Origin of the sequence: Paraburkholderia bryophila (assembly GCF_003269035.1) — a bacterium.
Taxonomy (GTDB): domain Bacteria; phylum Pseudomonadota; class Gammaproteobacteria; order Burkholderiales; family Burkholderiaceae; genus Paraburkholderia; species Paraburkholderia bryophila.
In genome coordinates, this window is the sequence record NZ_QLTK01000015.1 from 140,152 (window position 1) to 164,917 (window position 24,766).

21 protein-coding genes are annotated in these 24,766 nt (G+C 59.5%); 9 read left to right on the forward strand and 12 right to left on the reverse strand.

The window, feature by feature from the left end; translation table 11 throughout:
* Positions 1–43: 43 nt before the first annotated feature.
* Positions 44–451: a rhodanese-like domain-containing protein gene (locus tag BX591_RS21475; RefSeq protein WP_111933318.1), complete on the reverse strand. Its 408-nt coding sequence runs from the start codon at positions 449–451 to the stop codon at positions 44–46.
* A 468-nt stretch (positions 452–919) separates the two neighbouring features.
* On the opposite strand from BX591_RS21475, the gene BX591_RS21480 reads away from it, so the two are divergent.
* On the forward strand, positions 920–2,989 hold the full coding sequence (locus BX591_RS21480; RefSeq protein ID WP_111933319.1) for a putative bifunctional diguanylate cyclase/phosphodiesterase: 2,070 nt from the start codon (positions 920–922) through the stop codon (positions 2,987–2,989).
* 96 nt (positions 2,990–3,085) lie between these two features.
* On the forward strand, positions 3,086–3,892 hold the full coding sequence (locus tag BX591_RS21485) for a hypothetical protein (protein ID WP_111933320.1): 807 nt from the start codon (positions 3,086–3,088) through the stop codon (positions 3,890–3,892).
* Here the strand turns inward: BX591_RS21485 and dapA are convergent.
* On the reverse strand, positions 3,889–4,791 hold the full coding sequence (gene dapA / locus BX591_RS21490) for a 4-hydroxy-tetrahydrodipicolinate synthase (protein ID WP_111933321.1): 903 nt from the start codon (positions 4,789–4,791) through the stop codon (positions 3,889–3,891). The genes BX591_RS21485 and dapA overlap by 4 nt on opposite strands.
* Positions 4,792–5,223: 432 nt before the next feature.
* Here dapA and BX591_RS21495 point away from each other — a divergent pair, with 432 nt between their 5' ends.
* Positions 5,224–6,516 carry an aspartate carbamoyltransferase gene (locus tag BX591_RS21495; RefSeq protein WP_111933322.1) on the forward strand — a complete coding sequence of 431 codons (1,293 nt, stop codon included), beginning with the start codon at positions 5,224–5,226 and terminating at the stop codon, positions 6,514–6,516.
* Between the two features lie 26 nt (positions 6,517–6,542).
* On the opposite strand, the gene BX591_RS21500 is transcribed toward BX591_RS21495, so the two are convergent.
* The 3 genes from BX591_RS21500 to BX591_RS21510 all read right to left on the reverse strand — a co-directional run bounded on the left by BX591_RS21500 (position 6,543) and on the right by BX591_RS21510 (position 11,093).
* On the reverse strand, positions 6,543–7,394 hold the full coding sequence (locus BX591_RS21500; RefSeq protein WP_111933323.1) for an alpha/beta hydrolase: 852 nt from the start codon (positions 7,392–7,394) through the stop codon (positions 6,543–6,545).
* A 202-nt stretch (positions 7,395–7,596) separates the two neighbouring features.
* Positions 7,597–8,373, reverse strand: a complete 777-nt coding sequence (locus tag BX591_RS21505; RefSeq protein WP_111933324.1) for an NAD(P)H-dependent oxidoreductase — start codon at positions 8,371–8,373, stop codon at positions 7,597–7,599.
* Positions 8,374–9,437: 1,064 nt separating this feature from the next.
* Positions 9,438–11,093: an ATP-dependent nuclease gene (locus BX591_RS21510; RefSeq protein ID WP_111933325.1), complete on the reverse strand. Its 1,656-nt coding sequence runs from the start codon at positions 11,091–11,093 to the stop codon at positions 9,438–9,440.
* Between the two features lie 815 nt (positions 11,094–11,908).
* Between BX591_RS21510 and BX591_RS21515 the strand changes: the two genes are divergently transcribed.
* The 3 genes from BX591_RS21515 to BX591_RS21520 all read left to right on the forward strand — a co-directional run bounded on the left by BX591_RS21515 (position 11,909) and on the right by BX591_RS21520 (position 16,328).
* Positions 11,909–14,449 carry an AAA family ATPase gene (locus BX591_RS21515; RefSeq protein ID WP_167444592.1) on the forward strand — a complete coding sequence of 847 codons (2,541 nt, stop codon included), beginning with the start codon at positions 11,909–11,911 and terminating at the stop codon, positions 14,447–14,449.
* Positions 14,450–14,462: 13 nt separating this feature from the next.
* Positions 14,463–15,233 (forward strand): HNH endonuclease, encoded by a 771-nt coding sequence (locus BX591_RS36180; protein WP_146749806.1) that lies wholly within the window; start codon positions 14,463–14,465, stop codon positions 15,231–15,233.
* A 564-nt stretch (positions 15,234–15,797) separates the two neighbouring features.
* The gene (locus BX591_RS21520; RefSeq protein ID WP_111933327.1) at positions 15,798–16,328 is read left to right on the forward strand and encodes an IS21 family transposase; all 531 of its coding nucleotides are present in this window, start codon (positions 15,798–15,800) and stop codon (positions 16,326–16,328) included.
* Between the two features lie 37 nt (positions 16,329–16,365).
* Here the strand turns inward: BX591_RS21520 and BX591_RS21525 are convergent, their stop codons facing one another.
* From BX591_RS21525 to BX591_RS21550, 6 genes are all read right to left on the reverse strand, one after another.
* Positions 16,366–16,692 (reverse strand): helix-turn-helix domain-containing protein, encoded by a 327-nt coding sequence (locus BX591_RS21525; RefSeq protein WP_111933328.1) that lies wholly within the window; start codon positions 16,690–16,692, stop codon positions 16,366–16,368.
* On the reverse strand, positions 16,676–16,930 hold the full coding sequence (locus BX591_RS21530; RefSeq protein WP_111933329.1) for a type II toxin-antitoxin system RelE family toxin: 255 nt from the start codon (positions 16,928–16,930) through the stop codon (positions 16,676–16,678). Before BX591_RS21530 ends, BX591_RS21525 begins: the two co-directional genes overlap by 17 nt.
* A 450-nt stretch (positions 16,931–17,380) precedes the next feature.
* The gene (locus tag BX591_RS21535; RefSeq protein WP_111933330.1) at positions 17,381–18,286 is read right to left on the reverse strand and encodes a LysR family transcriptional regulator; all 906 of its coding nucleotides are present in this window, start codon (positions 18,284–18,286) and stop codon (positions 17,381–17,383) included.
* Positions 18,287–18,455: 169 nt separating this feature from the next.
* The gene (locus BX591_RS21540; protein WP_244147078.1) at positions 18,456–19,292 is read right to left on the reverse strand and encodes an alpha/beta hydrolase; all 837 of its coding nucleotides are present in this window, start codon (positions 19,290–19,292) and stop codon (positions 18,456–18,458) included.
* Between the two features lie 147 nt (positions 19,293–19,439).
* Positions 19,440–20,276, reverse strand: a complete 837-nt coding sequence (locus tag BX591_RS21545; RefSeq protein ID WP_244147077.1) for an MBL fold metallo-hydrolase — start codon at positions 20,274–20,276, stop codon at positions 19,440–19,442.
* 308 nt (positions 20,277–20,584) lie between these two features.
* Positions 20,585–21,628, reverse strand: coding sequence for a LysR family transcriptional regulator (locus BX591_RS21550; RefSeq protein ID WP_244147076.1), 1,044 nt, complete (start codon positions 21,626–21,628; stop codon positions 20,585–20,587).
* An 83-nt stretch (positions 21,629–21,711) separates the two neighbouring features.
* Here BX591_RS21550 and BX591_RS21555 point away from each other — a divergent pair, with 83 nt between their 5' ends.
* The 3 genes from BX591_RS21555 (at position 21,712) to BX591_RS36185 (ending at position 23,836) form a co-directional block, all read left to right on the forward strand.
* The gene (locus BX591_RS21555; RefSeq protein ID WP_111933333.1) at positions 21,712–22,680 is read left to right on the forward strand and encodes an SMP-30/gluconolactonase/LRE family protein; all 969 of its coding nucleotides are present in this window, start codon (positions 21,712–21,714) and stop codon (positions 22,678–22,680) included.
* Between the two features lie 33 nt (positions 22,681–22,713).
* Complete coding sequence (locus tag BX591_RS21560) at positions 22,714–23,385, forward strand: glutathione S-transferase family protein (protein ID WP_208459634.1); 672 nt, start codon at positions 22,714–22,716, stop codon at positions 23,383–23,385.
* A 187-nt stretch (positions 23,386–23,572) separates the two neighbouring features.
* Entirely contained in the window at positions 23,573–23,836 is a 264-nt protein-coding gene (locus BX591_RS36185; protein WP_146749807.1) for a hypothetical protein, read from the forward strand.
* 430 nt (positions 23,837–24,266) lie between these two features.
* On the opposite strand, the gene BX591_RS21570 is transcribed toward BX591_RS36185, so the two are convergent.
* On the reverse strand, positions 24,267–24,515 hold the full coding sequence (locus BX591_RS21570) for a DUF790 family protein (RefSeq protein ID WP_244147075.1): 249 nt from the start codon (positions 24,513–24,515) through the stop codon (positions 24,267–24,269).
* Positions 24,516–24,766: the final 251 nt, after the last annotated feature.

The window sequence follows — 24,766 nt, forward strand, 5'->3', positions numbered from 1 at the left end:
CATGGTCATGCGCCGGAATCTCGCGCCGCGACGTGCGCCGCAGTCAGGCAGGCTCGACGACCGCCAGCTCGAAACCCTCGTCGAGCCATCCGGTCACGCCGCCGATCATGATCTTCACGGGCCGTCCCAGTTCCGCCAGCCGGATCGCGCCACGGGTCGCGCCATTGCAATGCGGGCCCGCGCAGTAGGTGACGAAGAGCGTATCGGCTGGGTAGCCGGCGAGCTTCGACGCGACGATCTTGCCGTGCGGAAGATTCACGGCGCCCGGCACATGTCCCTGTGCGAACAGGGCGGGGCTGCGAACGTCGAGCAGCACGAAGTCGACCGCAAGCGGATCGCGCGCGAAGGCGGCATGGACATCGCTGCAGTCGGTTTCAAAGGCCAGCGACGCGTGGTAATGAGCAAGGGCAGCGGCGCTGTCTGCTGCAGGAACGGCGGATACGGACGACATCTTCGGACTCCTCGGGTGGGTTGCGTGAGACCGATTATCAAACCCGGCACCTCTCCACGACAGTGGCCATATCGACAACTTCCGGCAACATCACGCCATCGCTACGATCTGGCTCAGGCGTCGTTATGCGTCCGCGTCCGCCAGGGGCGACGTTGCGTCTTGCCGGAAAAACGACGCATCGCTCGCCGCAATGAAGTAACGCAATGAAGTACCGCAGAGGTCTGAATTCGATGCTGTACCAGGATGGAAACGATCGGGTCGCCCGCTCCTCGCAACCGGCAGGAACAACGCAAAAACACGCGATTGTCGTGCAACAACGCGCTATCTCCAACACTTGCCGTCTCGCCCTCATCCGGCCTCGTCGCAGTAGCCGGAACGAATGGCAAACATATTCAAAATCAATTAAATAAATGCCCCGAACTGTCGATAACAAGTTCAGCCGCTTCCTTCCCAGCGGTGGGACTTAACATGCAGAGCTCATACAATTTTTGGCTGGTCGGCATTTCGTTCGTGGTCGCGACTCTCGCGTCGTACACGGCGCTCGATCTGACCGGCCGCATTTTCCTGCTGGCGTCGGCACGTCTGCGGCACGCGTGGCGCCTGGGCGGCGCCGCGGCGCTCGGCGTCGGCATCTGGTCGATGCACTTCGTCGCCATGCTCGCGTTCTCGCTGCCGATTCCGCTCGGCTACGATCTGGCCACTACCACGTGTTCGCTCGGGCTGGCGATCGGCGCGTCGTATCTGGCGCTTTTCGTCACGACCCGCGAGCGACTCACCGCCGCTCACCTGCTGGCCGGCGGCGTGCTGATGGGCGGCGGCATCGCGGGCATGCATTACACCGGCATGGCCGCCATGCAGATGTCGCCGGGCATCGACTACCAGCCGGCCTGGTTCGCCGGCTCGCTCGCAATCGCGGTAGGCGCCTCGACCGCCGCGCTGTGGATGGCGCGCGCGCTCAGCAACGAGAACGCCGGCCATGTGGTGCTCAAGCGACTGGGCGCGGCGTTCGTGATGGCCGTCGCGATCAGCGGTATGCACTACGCCGGCATGGCCGCCGCCGAGATTCCGCTGGGCGCCGTGTGCGGCGCGGCCAACGGCGTCAACGCGCCGTGGCTCGCCAGTTCGGTGATTCTGCTCACCTTCGCGATTCTGATCGTCACGCTGATCCTGTCGCGTTTCGACGCGCGCACCACTTTCCTGGTGGGCGCGGTGTCGAATCTGAACGGCCAGATCGTGCGGCTCGCGACCCTCGACACGCTGACCGGCCTGCCGAACCGCAGCACGCTGACCGAGCGCATCGAGCGCGCGATTCAGAACTCGCGGCGACAGCGCACCGTGTTCGCCATCCTGTTCATGGACCTCGACGGTTTCAAGACGATCAACGATTCGCTCGGCCACTCGGCCGGCGACCAGGTGCTGACCGCCTTCGCGCAGCGCCTGCTGCAATGCGTGCGTTCCAGCGACACCGTGGCCCGCTTGGGCGGCGATGAATTCGTGGTGCTGTCCGAGAACCTGAGTTCGCGCGAGGACGCCGGCACACTTGCCGAGGGCGTGCTCGAACGGATGCGCAACGGCGCCTGGGGCGACTCTCAGCCGCTGCAGGTCATGCCGAGCATCGGCATTGCGCTTTATCCGTACGACGGCGACACCGTCGATGAATTGCTCAAACACGCGGACGCGGCCATGTACGAAGCCAAGCGCGCAGGCCGCAGCACCTATCGCTTCTTCGAGCAGAGCATGAACGAAGCCGTCACGCGCACGCTGCAAATCCAGAATGCCTTGCACGATGCGCTCGCCGCCGGTCACTTCTCGCTGCACTTCCAGCCGAAGTTTCACGGCGGTAACGACGCGCTGGTGGGCGCCGAAGCGCTGATCCGCCTGCATCATCCCGAACTCGGCTCGCTCGCGCCGCTCGAGTTCATTCCGATCGCCGAACGCTCGGGTCAGATCGTGCAGATCGGCTACTGGGTCGTGCGCGAGGCGTGCCGGCAGATTCGCCTGTGGGTCGCGCAGGGTCTGCCGTCGATGAAAGTGGCGATCAACCTGTCGCCGCGCCAGTTGATGCAGCCGAATCTGGTGGCGAACATGCTCGAAATCGTCGAGGCCGAAGGCGTGGCCTGCGACCAGATCATGTTCGAAATCACCGAAACGGTGGCCATGCAGGACGCGCCCAAAACCATCGAAATGATCCGTGAATTCCAGGCGAGCGGCTTCGAGATCGCAATCGACGATTTCGGCACCGGCTATTCCAGCCTCGCCTATCTGCAGCGCTTTCGCGTCAAGCAGTTGAAGATCGACCGCTTCTTTACCAACGGACTCGACGAACACGGCCCGGAAGGCAGTGCGATCGTATCGGCGATCATCGCGCTCGCGCACTCGCTGGAAATGGACGTGGTGGCCGAAGGCGTCGAAACCGAAACGCAACTGGACATGCTCAAGGCGATGATGTGCGACGAGATGCAAGGCTTCCTGCTCGGCAAACCGCTCAGCGCCGACGACTTCGGCGATCTGCTCAAAACCCGGATCGTGGCCGCATGAGCCCGGCACTCTTCTGAAATAGGTTGCGTCGCGGCCAGTAACCAACCGTCGTTCCACGAATGAAGAACAACAAGCAACTCAGGTGCTGGAGATTTCATGAAATTCGATGTAGCGACGTTCACCTCGCTGTGGTTGATCACGTTCCTGTGCTGCGCTCTTATCACGACCGCCCTGTCACGTATGTTCACGCGAGTCGGCGCGTTCCGCTTCTGGGCCATCGGCTTCTATCTGCTCACCGCGTCGTCGGCGTGCTTCGCGTTGCATCTCACGTGGCGTAGCGATCTGCTGCTGGTCGCCACCGCAACGCTCGCGTTGCAAAGCCGCCTGCTGATCTGGGCCGGCACGCGCGACCTGTTCGGCAGCGCCGCGTTCTGGCGCACCGGGCTCGCCATTTCAGCCGTGTTTTGCGTGCTGTATGGCAGCGCGTTGCAGTTCAAGGCGCCGCTGGTGTTGCGCGCCTTGCTGCTCACGCTGTTCTTCCTGCCTTGCCGTGCCGCGACGCTGTATGAAGTGTGCCGCCGCCGTCGTCCGGAACTCGGGCCGGCACGGCTGATCGTGGTGATCGGCAGCACGATCGCGATGCTCAACGCGATCGTCCCGCTCACGCTCGTGCTGCTCGATCGGGCCAACCTGTCGTTGCTGCTCGGCAATCCGCAAACCACTTCGGCGTTGTACGCGGTGGTGTTCGCGGGCGACCTGCTGCTGGCGGCGGGCCTGATCGTGCTGGCGTTCAAACTGCTGGTGGTCGAGCGGGACATGCTCGCCACGCTCGACCGCGGCGCTCTCGACCGCCTCGCCCACGCGCGGCTGGCGCGCGCCGAACGTGAATCGCACGGCGCCCGCGGCGAGGCGCTGGGCCATGACGGATCGACTCAACGGCAGTCGCTGCCGGGAACGATTTAAACCGCCAGTTCCGCATCCAGCGCCCTGAGCCGGTCGGCGAGCGCCGCACCGGCACGCGTCATCGGCATGCGCAGTTCGTCGCGGATCAATCCCTGCGCCGCCAGCAGCGCCTTCACCGGCGCCGGGTTCGGTTCGGCGAACAGCGCCTCGATCAGCGGCGCGAGCGCGTGAAACATGCGCCGGCCTTCCGCGAGCCGGCCCGCCGCCAGCGCGTCGTACAGCGCGACGAAGCGCTCCGGGTGCCCATGCGCGGACGCCGCGATCGCCCCGCTACCGCCCAGACACAAGCTATTGAAGATCTGCATGTCCTCGCCGGTCAGCACCTGCAGGCGGCCGTCGCGAATCAGCGTGAGCGTGGTGTCGAGCGAACCGGCGCAATCCTTCACGGCCTGAATTCGCGGATGCGCGGCGAGCGTCAGCAGCGTGTCCAGTTCGAGCCGCACGCCGGTGCGATACGGAATGTCGTACAGCACGACCGGCTTGTCGCTCGCATCGGCCAGCGCGGTGAAATGCCCGACGATGCCCGCCTGCGACGGCCGGATGTAATACGGCGCGGCCATCAGCACGCCGGCGATAGGCAGCGGGTTCAGTTGCCCGATGCGCTCGAGCATGCCGGCAGTGTGATTGCCCGACACACCGACGAGCACCGGCAACGGTTGACGCCGCTCGGTGGCATGCGTGCGCGCATAGGCTCGCACCTCGTCGAGAATGGTCGCCAGCACGGCGTCCTGCTCCTCGGCGTCGAGCGTGGCCGGCTCGCCGGTCGTGCCGAGCGCGCACAAGCCGGCCACGCCGGCGTCGGCATAACGGCGCACCAGTGCGCGCAACGCGGCGTGATCGACCGCGCCGTCGGCAAACGGCGTGATCAGCGGAACCCAGATACCCGAAAAAATAGACATGTCCTTACCTCGATGACGACCGTATCGATTCCGTGCAGCGGTGCGAAGGAGGAAAAACAGGGAGAGGCCGGGGGTGGCTTGACCGCTGTTCCGTCGCACATCTGACGGAACAGCGTGCTCCGGTCAGATGAGCGGCTGTTTTTTGGCTTTGGCGCTAACGGCCTGATTGCGACCCGACGCGCAAGCCGAGAGGCGAACCGCCTGACGGCTCAAGCGACGCGCACGTGCACCGGCCCCGCTCGCCAAAGCGAGTTGAGCGACGGTCGACGAACTGGGTCGGAGCGTTAGAGCGGCATGCATGAGGCTCAGTGTAACGGCCACCGGCGCGGCTTGGCAAAGGCCATCGCAAAATTGCTTGACTTCTGCGGCAGGGAAACTAATATACGCACCGCGTACATCCGCACGCCCTCCCTTTCCCCGACAGGTGCCCTCATGAGCGTCCCGCAGCAAGCCTTCCTCCGCGATGCGATGCGTCGTCTGAACATGACCCGCGATACCTTCGCCAGCCGTATCGGTGTGTCGAAACGGGCGCTGGACACGTGGCTGCTGCCGGACGACTCGCAGGAATCGCGCGCCATGCCGGAGATCGTCGAGCGTTTCGTGTCGGAAATCGTCGTGCACGGCGAGCCGGGCGACAAATATACGCAAAGCGTAGATTCGCAATCGCTCGCCAGCCAGATGCTGTTCGAGGGCAAGGCGCAGTTGCTGTCGGTGGATCAGTTCTCGCGCGACTCGGTGGAGGCGCTATTTCGGGTGGCCGACATCATGCAGCCCATCGCGCGGCGCCGCAAAATCTCGCGCGTGCTGGAAGGCGCGGTGCTCGGCAATCTGTTCTTCGAGGCCAGCACGCGGACCCGCGTGAGCTTCGGCGCGGCCTTCTGCCGGCTGGGCGGCTCGGTGTGCGACACCACGGGTTTCACGTTTTCGTCGATGGCCAAGGGCGAATCGATCTACGACACCAGCCGCGTGATGAGCGGCTACGTGGACGCGCTGGTGATCCGCCACCCGGAACAAGGTTCGGTCGCCGAATTCGCGCGCGCCACCAACGTGCCGGTGATCAACGGCGGCGACGGCCCCGGCGAACACCCGAGCCAGGCGCTGCTCGACCTCTACACGATCCAGCGCGAGTTTTCGCGGCTGGGCAAGATCGTCGACGGCGCCCACATCGCGCTGGTCGGCGACCTGAAATACGGGCGTACGGTTCACTCGCTGGTCAAGCTGCTGGCGCTGTACCGCGGCATCAAGTTCACGCTGATTTCGCCGCCCATGCTGGAAATGCCGGGCTACATCATCGAACAGATTTCGCGCAACGATCACGTGATCGAACAGACCAGCGACCTGCGCACCGGCCTGCGCGGGGCCGACGTGGTGTACGCCACGCGGATTCAGAAAGAGCGCTTCACCGACGAATCGTTCGAAGGCTACACGCCCGACTTCCAGATCAATCAGGCGCTGATGGACAGCGTGTGCGGCCCCGATACGCTGGTCATGCATCCGCTGCCACGCGACAGCCGGCCGGGCGCGAACGATCTGAGCGTGGATTTGAATCACGATTCGCGGCTGGCGATTTTCCGCCAGACCGACAACGGCATTCCGGTGCGGATGGCCATTTTCGCGGTGCTGCTGGGCGTCGAAAAACTGGTCCAGCACTCCATGCGCGACGCCGCCTGGCGGCCGCCGGTCTATCTCGGTCCGGACGACGCGGTGTTTCACGGCATCGATTGAGATGCCTGCGGCGCGGCCGTTCGAGATCAGGCCGCGGTGCTGCCCGCGGCGCTGCCGTTCCGTTTAAACGTGCCGGCGAAGAACAGCACCTGGTACTGCACCGCGTTGGCCCAATAAGTCCACGTATGGCCGCCGGGCCGCTCGGCGTAATCGTGCGGCACGCCGAGTTCGACGAGCCGCGCGTGCAGCATGCGGTTCGATTGCACGAGCGAGTCGTTCACGCCGCAATCGATCGTCAGCGCGATATGCGCGTTGCCGAACGTGCGCGCGTTCGCGACGATCGCCTCGTTGTTCCAGAAATCCGCATGCCGGGTCGGATCGCCGAATACATCGTCGATACCGGGCTCGTCCTCGCAGCCGCGCGGATCCACCGCGCCGCTGATACTGCCCGCCGCGCCGAATTCGTCCGGCCGGTCGAGGGCGATATGCAGGGCGCCGAAGCCGCCCATGCTCAAGCCGGTAATCGCCCGTGCCTGGCGTGTTGCGATGGTGCGGAAATGAGCGTCGATATAGCCGACCACTTCGGTGCCCACATAGGTTTCGTAACGACTACGCGGATCGACCGGACTGTCGATATACCAGCTCTCGTGGCCGCCGTCGGGCATCACGAGAATCACGTGGTAGCGGTCGGCGAGTTTGCCGATGTGGGAATTGCTGGTCCAGTCGGTGTAGTCGCCGCCCGAGCCGTGCAACAGGTAGACCACGGGGAAGCGGTCGGCCGCCTTGCCGCGCCGGTATTGATCCGGCAGCACCACCGTCGCTTCGAGCGACTTGTGCATGGCGGCGCTCGGAATGGTCACGACCCTCGACTGAAACGCCCATGCGGGGGCCGTGACGAGCAACATCAGAATGAACCAGAACGCACGCGCTTGAATCATGGTTTGTCGCTCTTCTGTCGACCCGAGTCAGCGCGTTGGCGCCGACTCCGGTCCCATGCAAGGAAGTTGCCCGAGGTGTTCGAGGAACACCGTCTGTCTGGCATCCGGCGGCAAAATTCTGTCGCCGACTCTAGCAAGGAGGACTTACAACCATATTTCAACCAACCCTACGGCGTCGTCAGCTTGGGGTTCCGGCAGCACCCTATTCCATGTGCGCCGCAAACCCGACCCGATCCGGCGCGATGTCTGACCGCAGCGTGAGATCGGGAATCGTATAGGCGCCGTCGTTCTGCGGCCGGAACGGAATCGGCGTGGTCGTCCACAGTGTGTCCAGACGCTGCCCGAGCGCATCGCTCACCTCGGCGTATTTCGCCGCATCGACCCGGCTCGTGCGATGAATCACGAACGGCGGCAGCACGTCGAAACCGGGGTAATACAGAATGCCGTGCTGAATCGGAAACAGTATGTCATTCATCGGCCCGTTGATGCCGCGCGAACTGTAGTGCGACTCCCATCCGCCGGTCGTGACCACCAACATCGCGCGTTTGCCGGCGAACATGCCTTCGCCGTAGCGTTCACCCCAGCGCGCGTCAGAATGCTCGCCGACGCCGTACGCGAAACCGTACGCATAAACGCGCTCGACCCAGCCTTTAAGAATGGCCGGCATGGAGAACCACCAGAGCGGAAACTGCAGGATGACGGCGTCCGCCCACTTCAACTTCTCCTGCTCGCGTTCGATATCCTTGCTCTGCAATCCATTGGCATACGCATGCTTCGACTCGCGCGATGCATCGAAGCGCTCGCCTTCTTGCCGTTCGAGGGTGTCGTGCGCATCGAGCGGCGCTTTCCAGTTCATCGCATAGAGATCGGAGACCTGTACGACGTGCCCCGCCGCTTCGAGACGTTTGACCGAAAAGTCCTTGAGCGATCCATTCAACGACTTGGGTTCCGGGTGGGCGTACACAATGAGAATGTTCATGACCGTGCCTTCATGGCTAAAAGAAACCACGATAGATGCCGCTCCGGTATATTGGAAATGAATTCCCAATATGACAGGTATTGCCGTGCTTAATCTCAGGAGGCTGGACCTGAACCTGCTGGTCACGCTCGTGTTAGCGCACAAATAAAATGAGAAAAGAAAACAAAAAAAGAAAAAACGTCAGAAACGCAATTCAATAAAAACATAAAAACGAAAGCTTAATGAAAGGCACTGGCGAATCAAAAATTACACAGGAAAGTGCCCCGTTGTTACAGTGCCGTCGCGTAGGCAGGCCGAGTGGGAACGATCGGCCCGCCCGCCTCGCCGCTCCGGACCATAAACTCAACCGGAAGCGCCGCATCGCAGGTTCGGGGAATCGCGATTTAACAGCAGGTTTCTGGGTCGGAATGGTCATACCCCATCCTAATCCAGAGACCAATTGTCTTGAGGTTTGTTCGACGTCTGCCCATGTCCGTGGCCTCGTGGGGCTCGCCCCGGCATGTGCGGGCAGGCGTTGAATAAACCTCAAGAGTAGTGTGCTGAGCCGGTTGCACTCGCAACGACTCAGGTTCGGCCTTAGCCGACATTCGAGTATCGGCGTTGGACAGGCGGCTACGAGGCGCTTTCCTGACATTCACAGGTCCGAGTGCGCGAATAACCAGTGTCACGGGAGCCGAATTCGTACTTTCGAACAGTTGCCGTCGGCACAGCTGGAGTTGGAACGACCGGTTTCAGATTTGGAGCGATCGGTCAATACCGTCACGCAATGACAAGAACAAGAACTCTGCCAGTGCGGACATTCGACTTCCACGTGGTGATGAGCGCTAGTCTCCCGCATTAAACAGTCGTTCCCATGAGTCGTCGGTCAGCCGCTCCAGCATCGAAGCCGCCCCGTCTTAGTCGGGACGGTCACGCTGGCCCATAGGGGTTCGCGATACTCGCCCTTGGTTAGGCGCGCAGCCACGCCATCGCATCGCATACCGACTGATAGTCTGGGATCGCGGCCCTATAAACGTCATCTGCAAGCCCAGCCATAAGGGCTCTTTGGGCTGCACTGGTCTTTGCTATTCCAAGGTGAGCCTCAATCGCGCCCTTTTCCATATCCACACGCCAATGGTCTTCAGTTCCTGATGAAGCCTTGCGATGGGGGGAATCGCGTTAGTGTGCCTCGCAAGTATCTCGAAGGCGGCGGCAGCCGAGACTCCGTTGTGCTTGGTGGGAAGCCCATCCGCATCTAGCCCGATATGACCATCGTCCCTCAACTCAACGAGAATCGCCTTGCATACGGCAAGGTCCACATGCGCCGGATCGAGGAGTCCTTTGACCGGAGCTATCCTAAATGCGAAATCTAGGTCGACGATCGTCTTGCAGGGCACTCCCATTGCTCTGAGAACCTTCATCGTGTCGGGGATATTGGGTGTGCCTCCTACATCCACTAACCCGATCTTGTCTTCGTCAGGTGTAACCCCAAATGCATCGTGAAAGGCTGCGGGCAGGATGGTGCGCTCAGTCTTACCCTCCGTGATTACGACACGCTCAGAGAACAAGATTTTGCTCGAGTTCGAGAGGGCGAAAAGCGTTTCCGATTGATGATCAGCATCATCAATCGCTTCCATCACTGCGTCCTTGATCCGCGGATAACATTTTGTTCCTCCCGCAGCGCTCCTGCGGATCAGGAGGGTGTTCGGCGCGTCTGAACGCGAAATCATGTTAGCCGAATGCGTCGTGATGATCACCTGATAGCCGTCCCCGGCTAGGCGACTCAAGGCTGCACGCACGACTTCTATGGCCTGTGGGTGCAAGTAGAGTTCGGGCGCGTCGATGAGGAGAAGCGCCGTTCTACCAGCGTTTCCTCCGCCTACCCTTCGAACCTCGGCCAGGCACTTGATGAGCGCTATCTGGATTGAGCGCTGCGTACCGTGTCCGAATGACGAGACGTCGCGGCCCTCCGGATCCTCGTATCCTTCTTCGAAAATCCGGATTGTCGCTGATTTCATAAAATCAGAAAACTCTGGAACGGGTATGTGTGTTTTTGCCGAGACGCCCGGGAATAGCTTCGACAGTTCGACTGCAATACGTCCGTCGAGGTCGACCAGAGTTTCATCTTTTTCGTTGGCATTGGCGGATAGTCTTCTTCCAACCTCCCGGAGCGCCTCAGCAACGGCCGGCGAGTGTCTGTCTATGACCGGCGTCATGATCTCTTTTAAGAGTTTGCCGATTGTCGTGCCACTGCCGAACTTTGCCACGTCCTCAGTCGCGTTCTCCATCGCGCCGACAAAGATGGGATCTGGAAACAAGGCGCCGATTGCGGCGTCAATGCCCGCTGGATTCACCACCCATTCGTCTTGGCCGTTTTCCCGCTTGAGCACCTCGAAGCGTATTGTCGTAGCCGTCTGACTGGGTGTCATTTGAGTACGCCGAATACGTATGAGACCATCTACCACCAGCGGCTCGATGCGTCCCCGATGCGCGTTTCCGATCGCATCTAGGACCTCGCCCGTTATTCCGCATATCTCTGCCTCGACAACGACGGGCTGGTCTACCTGATGAAAATCTTCTGCGGGAAGGCTGGATCTTTTTATGATCCAGCCGATGGCTCGAATGATGTTCGTCTTGCCAGCGTTGTTGTAGCCAACCAAGGGCGTGTAATGTGAGAGTGGGAACGATCCATTAGATATGGATTTAAAGTTCTCAATTAGGACCTCTGAAATGTGATGCATGCATTCCTCCTGCGGGGGTTGAGCAATTTACACAGTCATACTCAAGGGAATTTAATAATTTTTCTCGTTGTCCTCGCCGGTGCACGCACGAATAGCACGCTATACAGTTTTTCGTGAAGGCGTATTGGGGAAACTACCAAGTGCGTCCTCCTGTGGCTCCGTCGCGAGCGCAGTCAACGTCGGCAAAGCGCTAGTCGTCGACCGGCACCGCGTAACCGGCCTGCCTGTGACAGGCCGACCCCACCCGGCGCGCAGCAGATACGCCCCGGGGCGCGACGGGAACTATGTCCATGGATTGTCAATTGGCTCGCTCAGGAGCGAGGGAAGTGGCCCAAGGCGAGGCACCGTCCGTAGCCCGAACTGCTAGCGATGGTCGCTACTCGAGACGAAAGCAATTATCATGAGTGCGGTTTCGCCTTCCCGCCTATCAGTGGGCTCCGGTGCCGAACCGGCAACGGGGCCAGCGCCCGGCGAAGGGTCGCGCCGACGGACGTATTAAACTGCTTCTCAGCAGATGCATGTTCGATGGTCCCTGAACGTTGGTGCATACCGATGGCGAGCGAGCTTGCCGTCGTGATGAAGATGCAGAATATATCGATCAGAAGGCATCGATCCCACGGTCGCTCGCTGTGCCCCTCGGGGGACGGGGTGGTCGGGGGACGTGATAACGCAGACATGGAGCGGAGCGTTGGATCAGGCGCAGAACCGTGAGCTTGGCCGCTTGATCCTGCAACTAGCACCCTGTGAATAAAATTGGCAAGCGACCGGTCAGCATTTGAATGCTCACGTCGCCTCCATACATTACCCAAAATTCCATGGATAATCTTCGCGAGAAGGACATCGTAGCCACCCGATTCTGGGACGATTTTCTGAGGCAGTCATATAACAACAGCGACACTCAGAAGACCAATACCTACCTGGAGGCATTGGTATGCCTCTATGTTCATGAGATTAGCCACCGGGCGCCAAATGGGAGTGACCTGGTTGAAGGACTACGCCAGGCGCGTATGTTGGAGCTTGAGCCATACTCAGATATCTCCAGTGACTCACAGATTCTCGGGTGGCTTCATGCCAGCGATCCGACCGAATTCCGGGCGCGCATGAATTGCGTCTTCTTGGTCGTCAGAACGGCGTTGACCCGCGACAAAGGCGATGAATTTCTTGTCGCGCAAAATGATGAGAAATCGGCAGTCAGGCGATTCGAATTCGTGTTCCGATGGCTGCAATCCCGGGACGAGACGTTTATTGTGCCCACGTTCGATCTCGGCCTGACACGTCTAGCCGGATCTACCGTCGACGTCGCCCGGGAGGCTTTCTGCGCTCGATTAGCGGCAGAGCTTTTACCTCGTGGTAGCCGGACACTCGTAGATATGTTTGGAGTAACAGGTCAGTTCCCGATCCAGGCCTCACAGGCGCTCAGCGATGACATCCGAGTATTGACGACTGCACGCATCGATCGGCTCGGTCTCGCTCTGGAGATGCGTTTTCACATGGGCTCCATCCAGCATGAAGGGCTGGAATCCTCATCAGGGGCGCGTGGATTGTTCCATTGGCCGTACCACCACGTGGATCTGGCACTGATCAATCCTTCTTCGACACCCGCCCGCCGGGACGAAATGTATTCTTTGATGGGCGGGCGACCGTGGGAACGACCGCCATCTGCACTGAGTTATGCTTACGACGCTATCTCCACTCAGGCACCGTTCGAGTTGATGCTTGTGATCGTCCCTCAAGTCGACGGTCGGTCAGTGCGTTGGCAGCTCAATGCCCGGCGGGAGCTTGTCAATCAGGGTTTCCTGGTGGCGGTCATTGATCTTCCGCAAAGTGCGAGTGATCAGAAGCGTGCACGGTTTTCGGCGTGGCTGATTCAGAGGGAGCGCCGGTCTTCCTCGTCGCATGACGGGAAGATTTTGTTCATCGACGCCGAGCCATTGGCGCGTCTTACGTTCAGTGATAGTGGGAAAGCCGTGGCAGCATTCATTGGACAACTGGTCACCATGTGCACCGACAATATCGCCTTCAAACGTTTGCCGTTTGAGCCGTCGGGGAAGGGCGAACATCTCCTCCAAAGCATATTCGCTCGTGAATTTAGCTCGGGATATCGAGATGTCCCCGGGCTATGCCAGTTGGAAAACGTACACGCAATCGCTGACAAGGAATACAAACTTGTTGCACACGAATATCTGCAATCGGTTTACGAAACAGACTTCTTGGCGAGAGTTGACAGAGCAAAGCTGAATTCGTGTCTTGACGAACCTGTTGTTACCGGGAAGCGGATCTACGTGATCGGAAACAACGGAGAAGGAAAGAGTCTTTTACTTCGGGATATCGCGCAGCAAACAGCCGTTGAGAAGAGGAAGGTGGTCGCGATTTCTTTCGGAGCGATCGATCGCTTCCCACGTTCGCTGAAAGGAGATGGCGCAAATTACTATACCTACATGGGGGCTCGTACGTCGGTTGCCGGAATCAACATTCGCGATACTGCGATAAGCGCCGGAAGACTGATGCTCGATATCCACATGAATCCGGAGAAAAAAGAAATATTTGACGAGATCGCACAACTGACCGGATTCGAATCTGAGCAGTACCTTATTCCCATCAGCATCGGGAAAAACGCTCACGCAGACGGCGGTCTAATCGGCGGCATCGTTCGCTTGAACGCATACGAGCCAATGGACCAGCAGCATGTCGCTGCATTGCAGCAATCCCGGGAGGAATCGCGCAAGTACAAATTGGGACTCAAACGTAAGCTCGACCACGGCAGCATTACGCCGTTCGATGAGCTCAGCTCAGGGGAGCAGCAGATCGTTATTCTCGCCGCAAAAATGGTTCTGCACGCGAACACAAGCACACTCTTTCTCATCGACGAGCCAGAGATCAGCCTCCACGTCAGTTGGCAGCGAGCTATCCCGAAGATCTTCACGACGATAGGGCGCAGGTTCCGTGCTGACGTGCTCGTTGCAACGCATTCACCTATCCTCATCTCGGGTGCGCTTGAAATCGACGATTATTGCTTTGCGCTCCGCGATGGTACTGTTCAGCCGCTCGATCAGGAATCCCGGCGATCAGTCGAGACAGCCCTGTTCGAGGGATTCAGGACCTACACGACAAACAACAGAGAAGTTCACGAGCGATGTGCATCGCTCGTCGCCGAATTTATCGACGTAGCTAACCGCGATCATGTTCCTGAAGATGTCGAACGAGACGTTCTCGGCCGGCTTGGTGAGATGAGACGCATAATCGAAGATGGCAAAAGCTTCGACAGCCGAGATACCGCGGAAACAGACATTGATCTGATTGAGAAGGCCCGGGCTGCCATAACGGAGATCAGAAACATACAAGCGTCCCGTAACTAAGGCTACAACGAGAATGAAAACAAAAAGCCAGCGACTTCGGCAACTTGCCGATGAGGGAAAAGTATTTTTTAAAACACCACATGGGACAAAGAAGCTGTCCAAAAGTGCCAAGAAGCTGTGGCGGCGTGAGCGAAAAATTTCGGAGAAGGGAAATGTTGACCGATGGGCTGCATTGCGGGACGTCAAACTGACCAAGAGCAATGGAAAGTCTCGCTCTTTTGGCGTCGAGATCCAGAAAGCTCTAAGAGATCACCTTGCTCGCCTTCAAAAAAACCGATGCTGCTACTGTCGTCGTTGGCTCCAAAATATTGCTCACGCGCGCCCCGTAGAGCACATATTCCCGCGTGATACATATCCGCGATTCTCGCTGCATTATTGGAATCTCGCGGCGGCCTGTCATGACTGCAACCAGCACAAGACAAACCATCCATGGGGATCGTGGCACAAACAGCGCTATCCTTCACCGGAATGCATAACCGATTTCTTTCATCCGAAATTTCACGACTACGACGCTCACATCCGGTATGTGCGTGTGGAAACGAACAGCATTTCCGTTGCAGTATATCTGGGTCTTTCTCCTCAAGGCCGGCAGCTTTGTCGCGATCTCCTTGGGTTCATTTCGCAAGTCGACGCGCTAGTTAACAACAACCGTAGAATGTCGGAAGCCATCGTTAAGATCCAAGACTATGGCGGCAAGAGTGAGAACAGGATGGCAACGCAACATGTCGATGAATTCCTTGGCGCGCTGAACAGCGCTGTGCACAGGCTAGCTCGCAGGCGCTGAGGCCGACCCCGCTACTTTTCGGCTGTGCAATGGCCAACTAGGTACGACACGTCGACCAGCAGGCAATAACGATCGAGAGAAATCATGCTTGATTCGTGGGGCGGGTGCGGACGGCGCTCCGGTAATGAGGGAGGTTTGAGCAGCACCCTCGAGTAAAACTTGAAAACCAAATGGCGGCTTCGCAGTCTCTTGTCGCCGTCCCAGCCGGAGAAAAACTGCCGTTTGACCTAATCTCGGGCGATGTCGACAAAGCAAACCATAGCAGCCGTTCACCGATGGTCGCGCGAGCGGCTGCAATGGCCGATCAGCCGACGGATTCTGCGCTTCCCTCGCACGCCGCGGCACCCGCCCTAGGAGGATTACCGTGATAAGGCGCGGGTTATCGCGGCTGGTACCGGACATTTGAATTCAGCTCAGACGTCGTGTCGCGCGAGCGACAAATTATGTTATGTCAAATGAACTTGCTAACCTTGGCTCGACGTTTCTTACAATTTGTAGCATTCCCTGCAATTTTGCAATGTTTACGTTAGATTTCGCGCCCTTCAAACTTCCAAGGGTCTCCGAGTGTTCGCAGAACAACTACATGGCGGTCTGCATGAGTTTCTGGAGCTGACTGGCGGCCTCTCAATCGCCGAGATCGCCAGAAAGCTGCGCTGTTGCTCGCGAACCATCCGCAATTACGTCGCCGGTCGCTCGCCAATCCCCTGGCATCGCATCGAACTGCTCCGCCTGCTAGCGCTTGACGCGCGCACGGCGCCTGAAAATCAGACCGTCCCGACACCTTCCGACGAACCTGCTGCAATCGCCAACATTGATCCAGACCCGGCAGCGCCAGACGTCCCGCCGGCTGAACTGCTCGCGGGGGTCGGCGTGTACGCGCCGCATTTCCTGTCGAGCCGACGCAGCTTCGCGCTTTACGTTCGTGGATGGAATGTGGTCGAGAAAATCCGGTGTGCCAAGCGCGAAGGCAGGTTTTCCGCCGTGCTTGCGCGTTGGCATGAGCAGGCTGTCGAGCTGCCGCGCATGTGGCGCTCGGGGAGAATGTTTGCGGGCATCGGGCCGCCCGCTTACGTGGATGGAAAAACGGATTTATGAGTCGCTGACGGTGCCGGATCTGGTATGCGTTACCCGCTCAGAAGTCGAGCTGGTCCGCCGTGATGCCGAGCGCCGCCGCAATTTTTTCGCGCGAAGACTTACGCAACTTTTCGCTGCTTTCCTGTTGCGCGTAAGCCGACTGGCTGACGCCCATACGCCTAGCGACTTCAACCTGCGTCAACCCCAGGTGTTCACGCCATGCGCGAGCCGGCGTTGCACCGTCCACGGTTGCGCTCACGACTTCATGCGGGATCAGTTCGCGCTCGGCATCATGCCGGGCGATATATTCGGCGTATGGGATCACCACGTAGGCCGGCTTGCCGTCCGGGCCGTTGATCACCTGAATGTTAGTACGTGCGTTCATTGCGTTTCCTCACTTCCTCAATCTCGACGACGCGGATAGCGCCGTCCCAGTTGAACAAGACCCGGTAATTGCCGACACGCAGCCGGTAGCCATGCTCATGATCGGTCAGGGCTTTGACGCTCAGGCAATCAGGCATTGCCGCCAGCGTACTGACTCCGTCACGAACCGCCACCTGGTGCTGCCGGTCAAGCTTGCGCAACTGTTTGGCCGCTTTCTGGGTCCACTTGATCGTGTTCATGAAACGATTATAAGTTTATTATAAGTTTTATCAAGCGAAAACTTCTTTCTGGCCGTTATCGCATGCAGCATCGACGACATGGGCGCACTGCCAAAGCTGTTCGCTTCGGCTCACGCGCCGTACGTCCGGTTACCCCGATATTTTGGAGACGGCGGCCTGCCCGCTTTTCAGAACGCCGCCTACTAAACCTTAGGCGCGGCGGCCGTCTGCCGCCACCGGCAGCGAACGCCCCTGAAGAGACGATCAACTTTCTGCATAGCGGACATTCACGACTCGCCGGCAGCAGATGAAGGCCGTGCATCCCGCCCGGAAAGGGTCACCTCTCGATGTCGACGCTTCGTTCCATCGCTGCGTTTTCTAACGATATCGCCGGGCTGATCTTCGACCTAGCTCAGGCCGGTTGCCCCCATGGTGCCGACGTTCGAGAACTGGACGGCTCAATGTGCGCCGTCACACGACTTGCATAGCCCGGAGCAGTTCGATTGCCCAGTCGACGAATGCCCTGACCTTGGGCGCCAAATGCCGGTTCGTTGGATACGCGACGTGAACGGGAATCTGGTCGCCTTGCCAGTCGGGAAACAAGCGTTGCAATGCACCGGATTGCAGATGCGGCGCGACCAGAAACGCATACGTGGTCAGGACGCCAAGCCCGGCGAGACCGGCGGCGAGCGCAGCGCCCGAGTCGTTGACTGTGATCTGATGCGATCCGTGTATCTCGGTGGTCATCTCTTCGCACGTGAGGTGGAACACGAAGTCCCTGCCCGAGCGTGGCGATGTCATCCGCACAATGGTATAGCTGTCACCCAGATCGGCTGGGTTCTCAGGTGTACCATGCCGCGCGAGATAAGCAGGCGATGCACAGGTGATCAACGGCAACATACCCGCGGGCCGCGCAATCAGTGAGTCGTTGAGCAACGGTCCGAGTCGCAACACGCAATCGAGATTTTCGGCGATCAGATCCACCGAGCGGTTCCCGATATTCATCTCCACCTGCACGTCCGGATAGCGCGCAAAGAAATCGGGTAGCGCTGGCACAACGACATGATAGGCGAGCGAGCCGGGCAACTCGACTTTAATCTTGCCTTTCGGTGAACGCGTCGTGCTCAACACGCTCGCGTCGAGCGAACCCACTTCGTCGAGTACGCGGATCGAACCTTCATAGTAGGCGTGGCCTTCCTGAGTCAGCGTGAGTTGGCGGCTCGTTCGATGCAGCAGTCGCACGCCAAGTTCTTTTTCGAGTTCCTTGATGAGACGGCTGACTGTGGATTTCGGCACGTTCATCAGGTCTGCGGCGCGGGTGAAGGTGCCGGAATCGATCACGCGGACGAACGTCTGCATCGCGGCGAATTTATCCATTCGAAAGATCGGTCAAGGTGCCGTGTTGGGATGGGACAGAGATGGGGCGCATTGCCCGCCATGCGCTGCGGATGCGTCGGCATTTTCGCATATCGGCATGCGGGTTTGCTGCCGTCGCGAACAGGCCGCCGCTACGGTCGTGCGACCGTAGCGGCGCGGCATCTGCTCGTCACACCTCGCTCAGAAAGCCGGCGAGTGCGTCGTAAGCTTGCACCCGGTTTTTCTCGAGCATCAGCATGTGCGTGGCTTCGCCGAGTTCAAGCCATCGCTTGTTCGGGGATCCTGTAAGGTGAACAAAATAGTCTTGCATCAAAGCTAGGGGCACGTCGATATCCCATTCGCCGTGGATCAGTAAAACCGGCACTTCGATCTGGCCCGGGTCGTAAAACGGCTTGCCAGCAGCCCAGAACTCGCGAATGTCCTGAACCGGTCCGTTGACCGCACGGATCGACTGGTTCTTGCGCAGTTCGTCATCCGGCTCCGACCGGAGGGTGTTGTTCAGCCACGCTGTGAACCCGCCTTCGGGGATCAATGTGTCGCGTTTCCATTCTGGTGCGGCGCCGACCCATCGCTCCCTAGCGTCGGCGGCACGAACTACGCGATATCCGCCGAGCGAGCCACCGGCATCGAGCGGGATCGGCCGGTCGCTGATCCATTGCGGCGCGACGAGGCCGAGCTTCCGTACCTTGTGGCCGTTGCGAGCCGTGAATGCCCCGGTCACGCTGCCGCCCCACGACATGCCGATGACATTCAGTCGTGCGATACCCGAAGTGCGTAGCACGAAGTTCACCGCCGTAGTGAAATCGCGAATGCCCGATTCGGTGCGTCCTATTGGTTCACTTTGGGACGAAGGCAGGTTCATCTGCTGCGGACGCGTGGATTCGCCATAGCCGCGTGCATCGACGGCATATACGTCAAAACCGGCGCACGCCAGGTAGTCCATGAACGAATAGCCGCCGATCGCCGTGTCGTAGAGACTGCCGGAACCGTAGGTCGCGCCGTGCATCAACAGTACCGTGCGCGCTTCTCCGAAACCGGATTTCCCGGCCGCGCGCTTGTTGCGGATATGCAGTTCGATGGCCGGCGTGTCGCTCTGGATCATGAAATCTTGCGTTTGAATTGCCGTGTCGGTGGTCATGATGATCTTTGAGATTTAAAGGGGCAGCCAGCCGAAACCGTCGTCTTCACGGCTGACGATGCCCGCCGAGGTGCCGGGAAAATGGCTGCTGAAGAACGTCGCGCCATGGTTGGCTGCATAGTTCAGCGCCCACAAACGGGAGGCTTGCGCGTCGTCCTGGAACTCGCAGAACACGGAGTTCCACTCGGGCTTCGCGACCTGCACCGGATGATGCACGACATCCCCGGAAAACAGCGCGTGCTCGCCATTCGACTCCAGACTGATCGACAGATGATCGAAGCTGTGGCCCTTGGTGCGGTGGAACGTGAATCCGTCAATCGGCTGTTGATGTCCGGCGTCAATTAGTAGCGCCTGACCTGCATCGACGATGGGCTGCACGCTGTCTTCGAACACGCCCGCGCTCGGCGTCTGCACATGTTCCACGTCGGCATAAAACCGGTACTCGGCTTCGGAGAACACGTATTTCGCGTTCGGGAAGGTCGGCACCCAGCGCTCGCCTTTGCGTACCGTGTTCCAGCCCACGTGATCGACATGCAGGTGGGTCACCAGCACGAAATCAACGTCCTCGGATCGTATGCCGGCCGCGGCGAGCCGCTCGAGGTACGGCGTTTCGAGTCGGTCGAAGATGGGGTTGAGCGGCCGGCTTTTGCCGTTGCCCGCGCCGGTGTCGATCACGACCGTGTGACGGCCCGTCTGAACGATCCAGCTATGCACACTGAGCGTGAGTGTCTCCCCGTCGGTCGACACGTTTTCCGGCCCGATCCAGCTTGGCCGGCAATGAGTCAGGACCGTGCGATCCCGGTCAGGAAAAAGAAATGCTGAAGGAACTTCAGAAAGAATCAGTTCGGTCACGCGAGTGACGGTGGCGTCGCCGATCCGGTAGCGTTGAATGGTGTCCACTTAAATGGGGTTCCTGTCGAGGGGGCCGGCGGGTGCCAAGGCATGGACGTCATGGTGCCGTCTCCCGCCTCGTCGAAGAAGTGGGTCAGGACAAATGCATTGTTGCTGAAAAGCGAACGTTGGAGGCGTATTGAGGCAGGAACTCGTTAGCAAACCTGCCGGGGTTGTTGACGATTCCGGCGGCGCCGACGAAAACCGGCCATTCACGCGAGTAGTCCGAGTAGCTCCTCTCGGTCGAGCATCAAAACCGAGGGCGGGAATCAGGCAAGGCGCGTTAATGGCTTGCCCTGGCGGGCTTGCGTTGGTGAATCTGGGTGTGCCTGGCGGACGTCTGTTCGGATATCGCCCGCCATACGATCCCAATACGGAGGAGCACCAATATGGGCGCGCACGTGGTCGAGGAACAGACGCGCTCGCGCGGCGTGCGAGCGTCCGGGCAGACGCGCTGCGTAGATGGCCGGCGCCCCCTTGACCGCGGTACCGTCTTCGGAAGGGAACAGTTGCACAAGCCGACCATCGCGCAAATGATCGCCGACCAGCCAGCTGGCAAGGTGTACGACGCCGAGGCCCGCAACCGCCGCGTCGAGCAAGGTCTCGGTATCGTCGCATTGAAATCGCCCGTTGACCTGCAGCGGTGCACCCCGGTTGAGCCCGGGGAAAGTCCACCAGCCCGGCGGAGTCGGCCTAGATGAGACCGTGAGGCATTCATGTTCCAGCAGTTGCTTCAGTGTTTCCGGCCGACCCGCCCGCGCCAGATACGAAGGTGCGGCGCATACCAGCCGACGCAACGGTGCAATCTGCGTCGCAATCAGATCGCCACTCAGATCGCGTCCAATGCGAATGGCGAGATCGATTCGTTTAACTGAGAGATCCGTTACCCGATCGCTCAGATGCAGATCGACCTGCATCCGTGAATATTCCTCGAGAAATGTACGCACTGCCGGTGCGATATGGCGCCTGCCAAACGATGCTGGCGCTGTGATCGTCAGCAGGCCGTGCGGCTCTCGATCACGACTCGATAGCTCATCACGCGCATCGGAGAGCTCCGCGAGTACGTTGCGCGCGGTGCCGAGAAAGTGTTGCCCGGCATCGGTCAAGACCAGCTTACGGCTGCCACGCAGGAACAGCGTGCAGCCTAATTCCTCTTCCAGACCTTCGATCCGGCGCGTGATCGACGACACCGCGACATCGAGCGCGCGCGCGGCCAGTGAGAAATTGCCGGCTTCGGCAGCCGCAACAAATACCTCCAGATCCTTCAGCATTGCCGCCTTATATTTTGCGTTTATCGCAAACTTAAATTGCATTGGCGCTCATTGTTTAGCGAATCAGGCAAAAGCACAATCCCTCCCGTCACATCACCGGCCTGGTGCCGAAACAGGGGAACTTTATGACAACGCCAAACCTTCGCAAGCGTTCAGTGCGGTTTATCGGCGGCATGGCGCTTACAGCCGCCCTGCTCGCTCCGAATCTCGTCAGCGCGGCAGACATCACGTTCAAGGCCCCGCAGGCCTTTCCGGAAAGCATCACCTGGTCAGGCCGCCAGCATGTCTTTATGGTGGGATCGGTGCGGTACGGTACCGTGGGCAAGATCACGCCCGATGGTCACTACAAGGAATTCATCCATGACGACCGTCTGATCTCGACGCTGGGTCTGTTCGTCGATGATCGCCGCAACACGCTGTGGGTTACCAACTCGGATCCGGGTATCGGCGGGCACACCAATGCGGGGACCAAAGGCAAACTCGCGGCCATCGCGACTTACGACGCGACCACCGGTCAGCCGCGCGCCTACTACGATCTGTCGTCGATCAATCGGGGCGCGCACCTGGCCAACGATCTTGCGCTCGACGCCGATGGCAATGTCTACGTGACCGACAGCTTTGCACCGATCGTCTATCGCGTCGATACGCATGGACAGATGTCGGTATGGGCTCACGACCCGCGCTTCATGACCGGCGACGGCTTCAATCTGAACGGGATTGCGATGCACCCGGACGGCTATCTGATCGTCGGCAACTACAACTCTGGCGTACTCTTCAAGATCGATACCCACGATCCATCGAAAATCGAGCAAATCACACTGCCCGAAGCGCTGAAGGGTGCGGACGGTTTCGATCTGGTGGATTTGCAGCACCTGATCGTCGTGCAAAACCAGGGCATCGATCGCATCGTCGAACTCGTATCCACTGACGGCTGGCGAACCGCCACGATCGGGCGTGTACAGAAGAGCGAGCACTCGATGCCGACCGCGGCCGTAACCAGAAACGGCAAGGTGTACGTACTGAATTCACGGATCGACACGCTGTTCAAGCCGGGCTCTCCGAAGATCGATCAATTCGTGCTGCAGCAATTCTAAGCAGCGTTCATCATTTCATCCAAAGGAAACACTATGCTGACGCTTTATTTTCATCCCACGCCGAACGGCAGCAAAGTCGCCCTGTTGCTCGAGGAGCTGCAACTGCCGTTCGATATCAAGGTCGTCGATATTTTCCGCGGCGAGCAGCACCAGCCGGAATTTCTTGAGATCAATCCAAACGGCAAGGTGCCGGCCCTAGTCGATGACGGCATCACGGTGTTCGACTCGCAGGCGATCCTGCTGCATCTGGCAGAAAAACACGCAGCATTCATGCCGACCGATGCAGCCGAACGCGCCGCCGCGCTGTCCTGGCTACAGCTCGTCGCCACGGGGCTGTCGCCGTTCAGCGGCCAGGCCGTGCACTTTCTGCACTACGCGCCGGAGCCGATACCTTACGCCTGCAATCGCTATTTCAAGGAAGTCGAGCGGCACTACCGCGTGCTCGATCAGCGCCTGGCGAAGGCGCCGTACCTGGCCGGCAGCACATACTCGATTGCCGATATCGCGCTGTGGGGCTGGGCCTGTTCGGCGGGTTACATCTTCGGCGAGCACGGGTTGACCGACTATCCGCACGTACAGCGCCTGGTCGCCGAGATTTCGGCACGCCCGGCGGCCGTTCGGGTCATCGCACTGAAACAGCGCATGACCCTCAGCACCGAGATGAATGTGGAGGCTCGCCGCGCCTTGTTCCCCCAAAACCAGTAACGATCGGCTGGACCGTCGCGCACCGTCGGATATGGATTGCTGCGCGATGAATACGCGCGTAGCGCGAATCGTGCTCAAGGGACGGTCGCGTTTAGCCTAAGCGGACATTGACGAGCTGCGTCGACGAGGACTAATGCTCCTATGCCACAATGGCTACACACCAGCTTGCGCGCGACGACGTATGACTATGACTCACACTCAATCAGCCGCCAATGCTGCCCAATCGAGTTCGTTGATGACGGCATCTCCTTCGGCGCTTCGCCCCGAAGTGAGTGTCGTCGCCGATTTGATCCAAGGTAGCAACGCCACTCATCCTGGATTGCCTGTCGTTGTTCGAGGCGAGTCGCTCAATATTCCATATCGGATTCACCACGATTCCGACGAAATGCTGTTCGCGCGGCTGAACGAATCCCAAGCGATCGCGTACGCGCGTGCTAACGAGACATCATGATGGGCATATGCGCCTGCCCCAGATTGGGCGACTGGTTACGTTGACTGAACCTTGGGTAGCGCCATTCGTGATGCAACTCTGCGGCGAGTACGTCATTGAGATTCTCGATGCTATCGAGGCGCACTGGCCGGCCACGCGTCAACGCAATTACGGAACGTTCTTCCGGGAAAATCCGCTATTTTTTCCAAGAACGCAGGATCGCATTATTAGCTACTGGGATTGCTATTACCGTTGGCTATAAAAGCGAAAACTCGACTATGTTGGCTTCCGATTATTCGACCGATTCCGTGAATGGAGTGCTGCTGTCTAGCCAAGTCGTCTCATCGAACGCCTGAACCGGCCAGACTCCGCGATCCCCTTACTCGCAGAATCGTCCCGCCATTAGAATGTCCGCGGCGCGTCGCAAAGAGTTCCCAAGAGGGACGTAGAACTAGAGTGCATTCTTGGACGCTTTGGCCCATGCGCCGGCGGCCCCAAGAAATGCGCCAATGGTCCCATTCTCCCAGCCAAGCGCGCCAATGGAGTGCGGGGGCGACGGCATGGCGGCCTCTATCTCCCGTTCAACGGTCCAGTCGCCCGCGAGAGCACTCAGAAAATCGACGAAGGATCGTTCATCGAAAACGCGATCCAATGCCTCGCGCAGCTTACCCGCCATCCCAGCTTGAAGTTTATTGTTCACAGGCCCCTAGGCCGAACGCTCTGCAATGGATTGTCGACGTTCTGCCAACGCAAGTCGAGTGTCGCTTCGTGGCCGAGCCTGTGTGGAAACTCAGTTTTGGCTCTGAGGGCGAGGTTGCCGGTCGGTCGATAAAGCTAGATGCGTTTCGCTTGCGCCAATCAAACATCCGCGGGCGCAAGAAGCCCCTTGAGGCTTCAGCTTGCAGTCATCCTCATCGCCTTCATCATCCCGGCAACCCCAAGTATATTCAT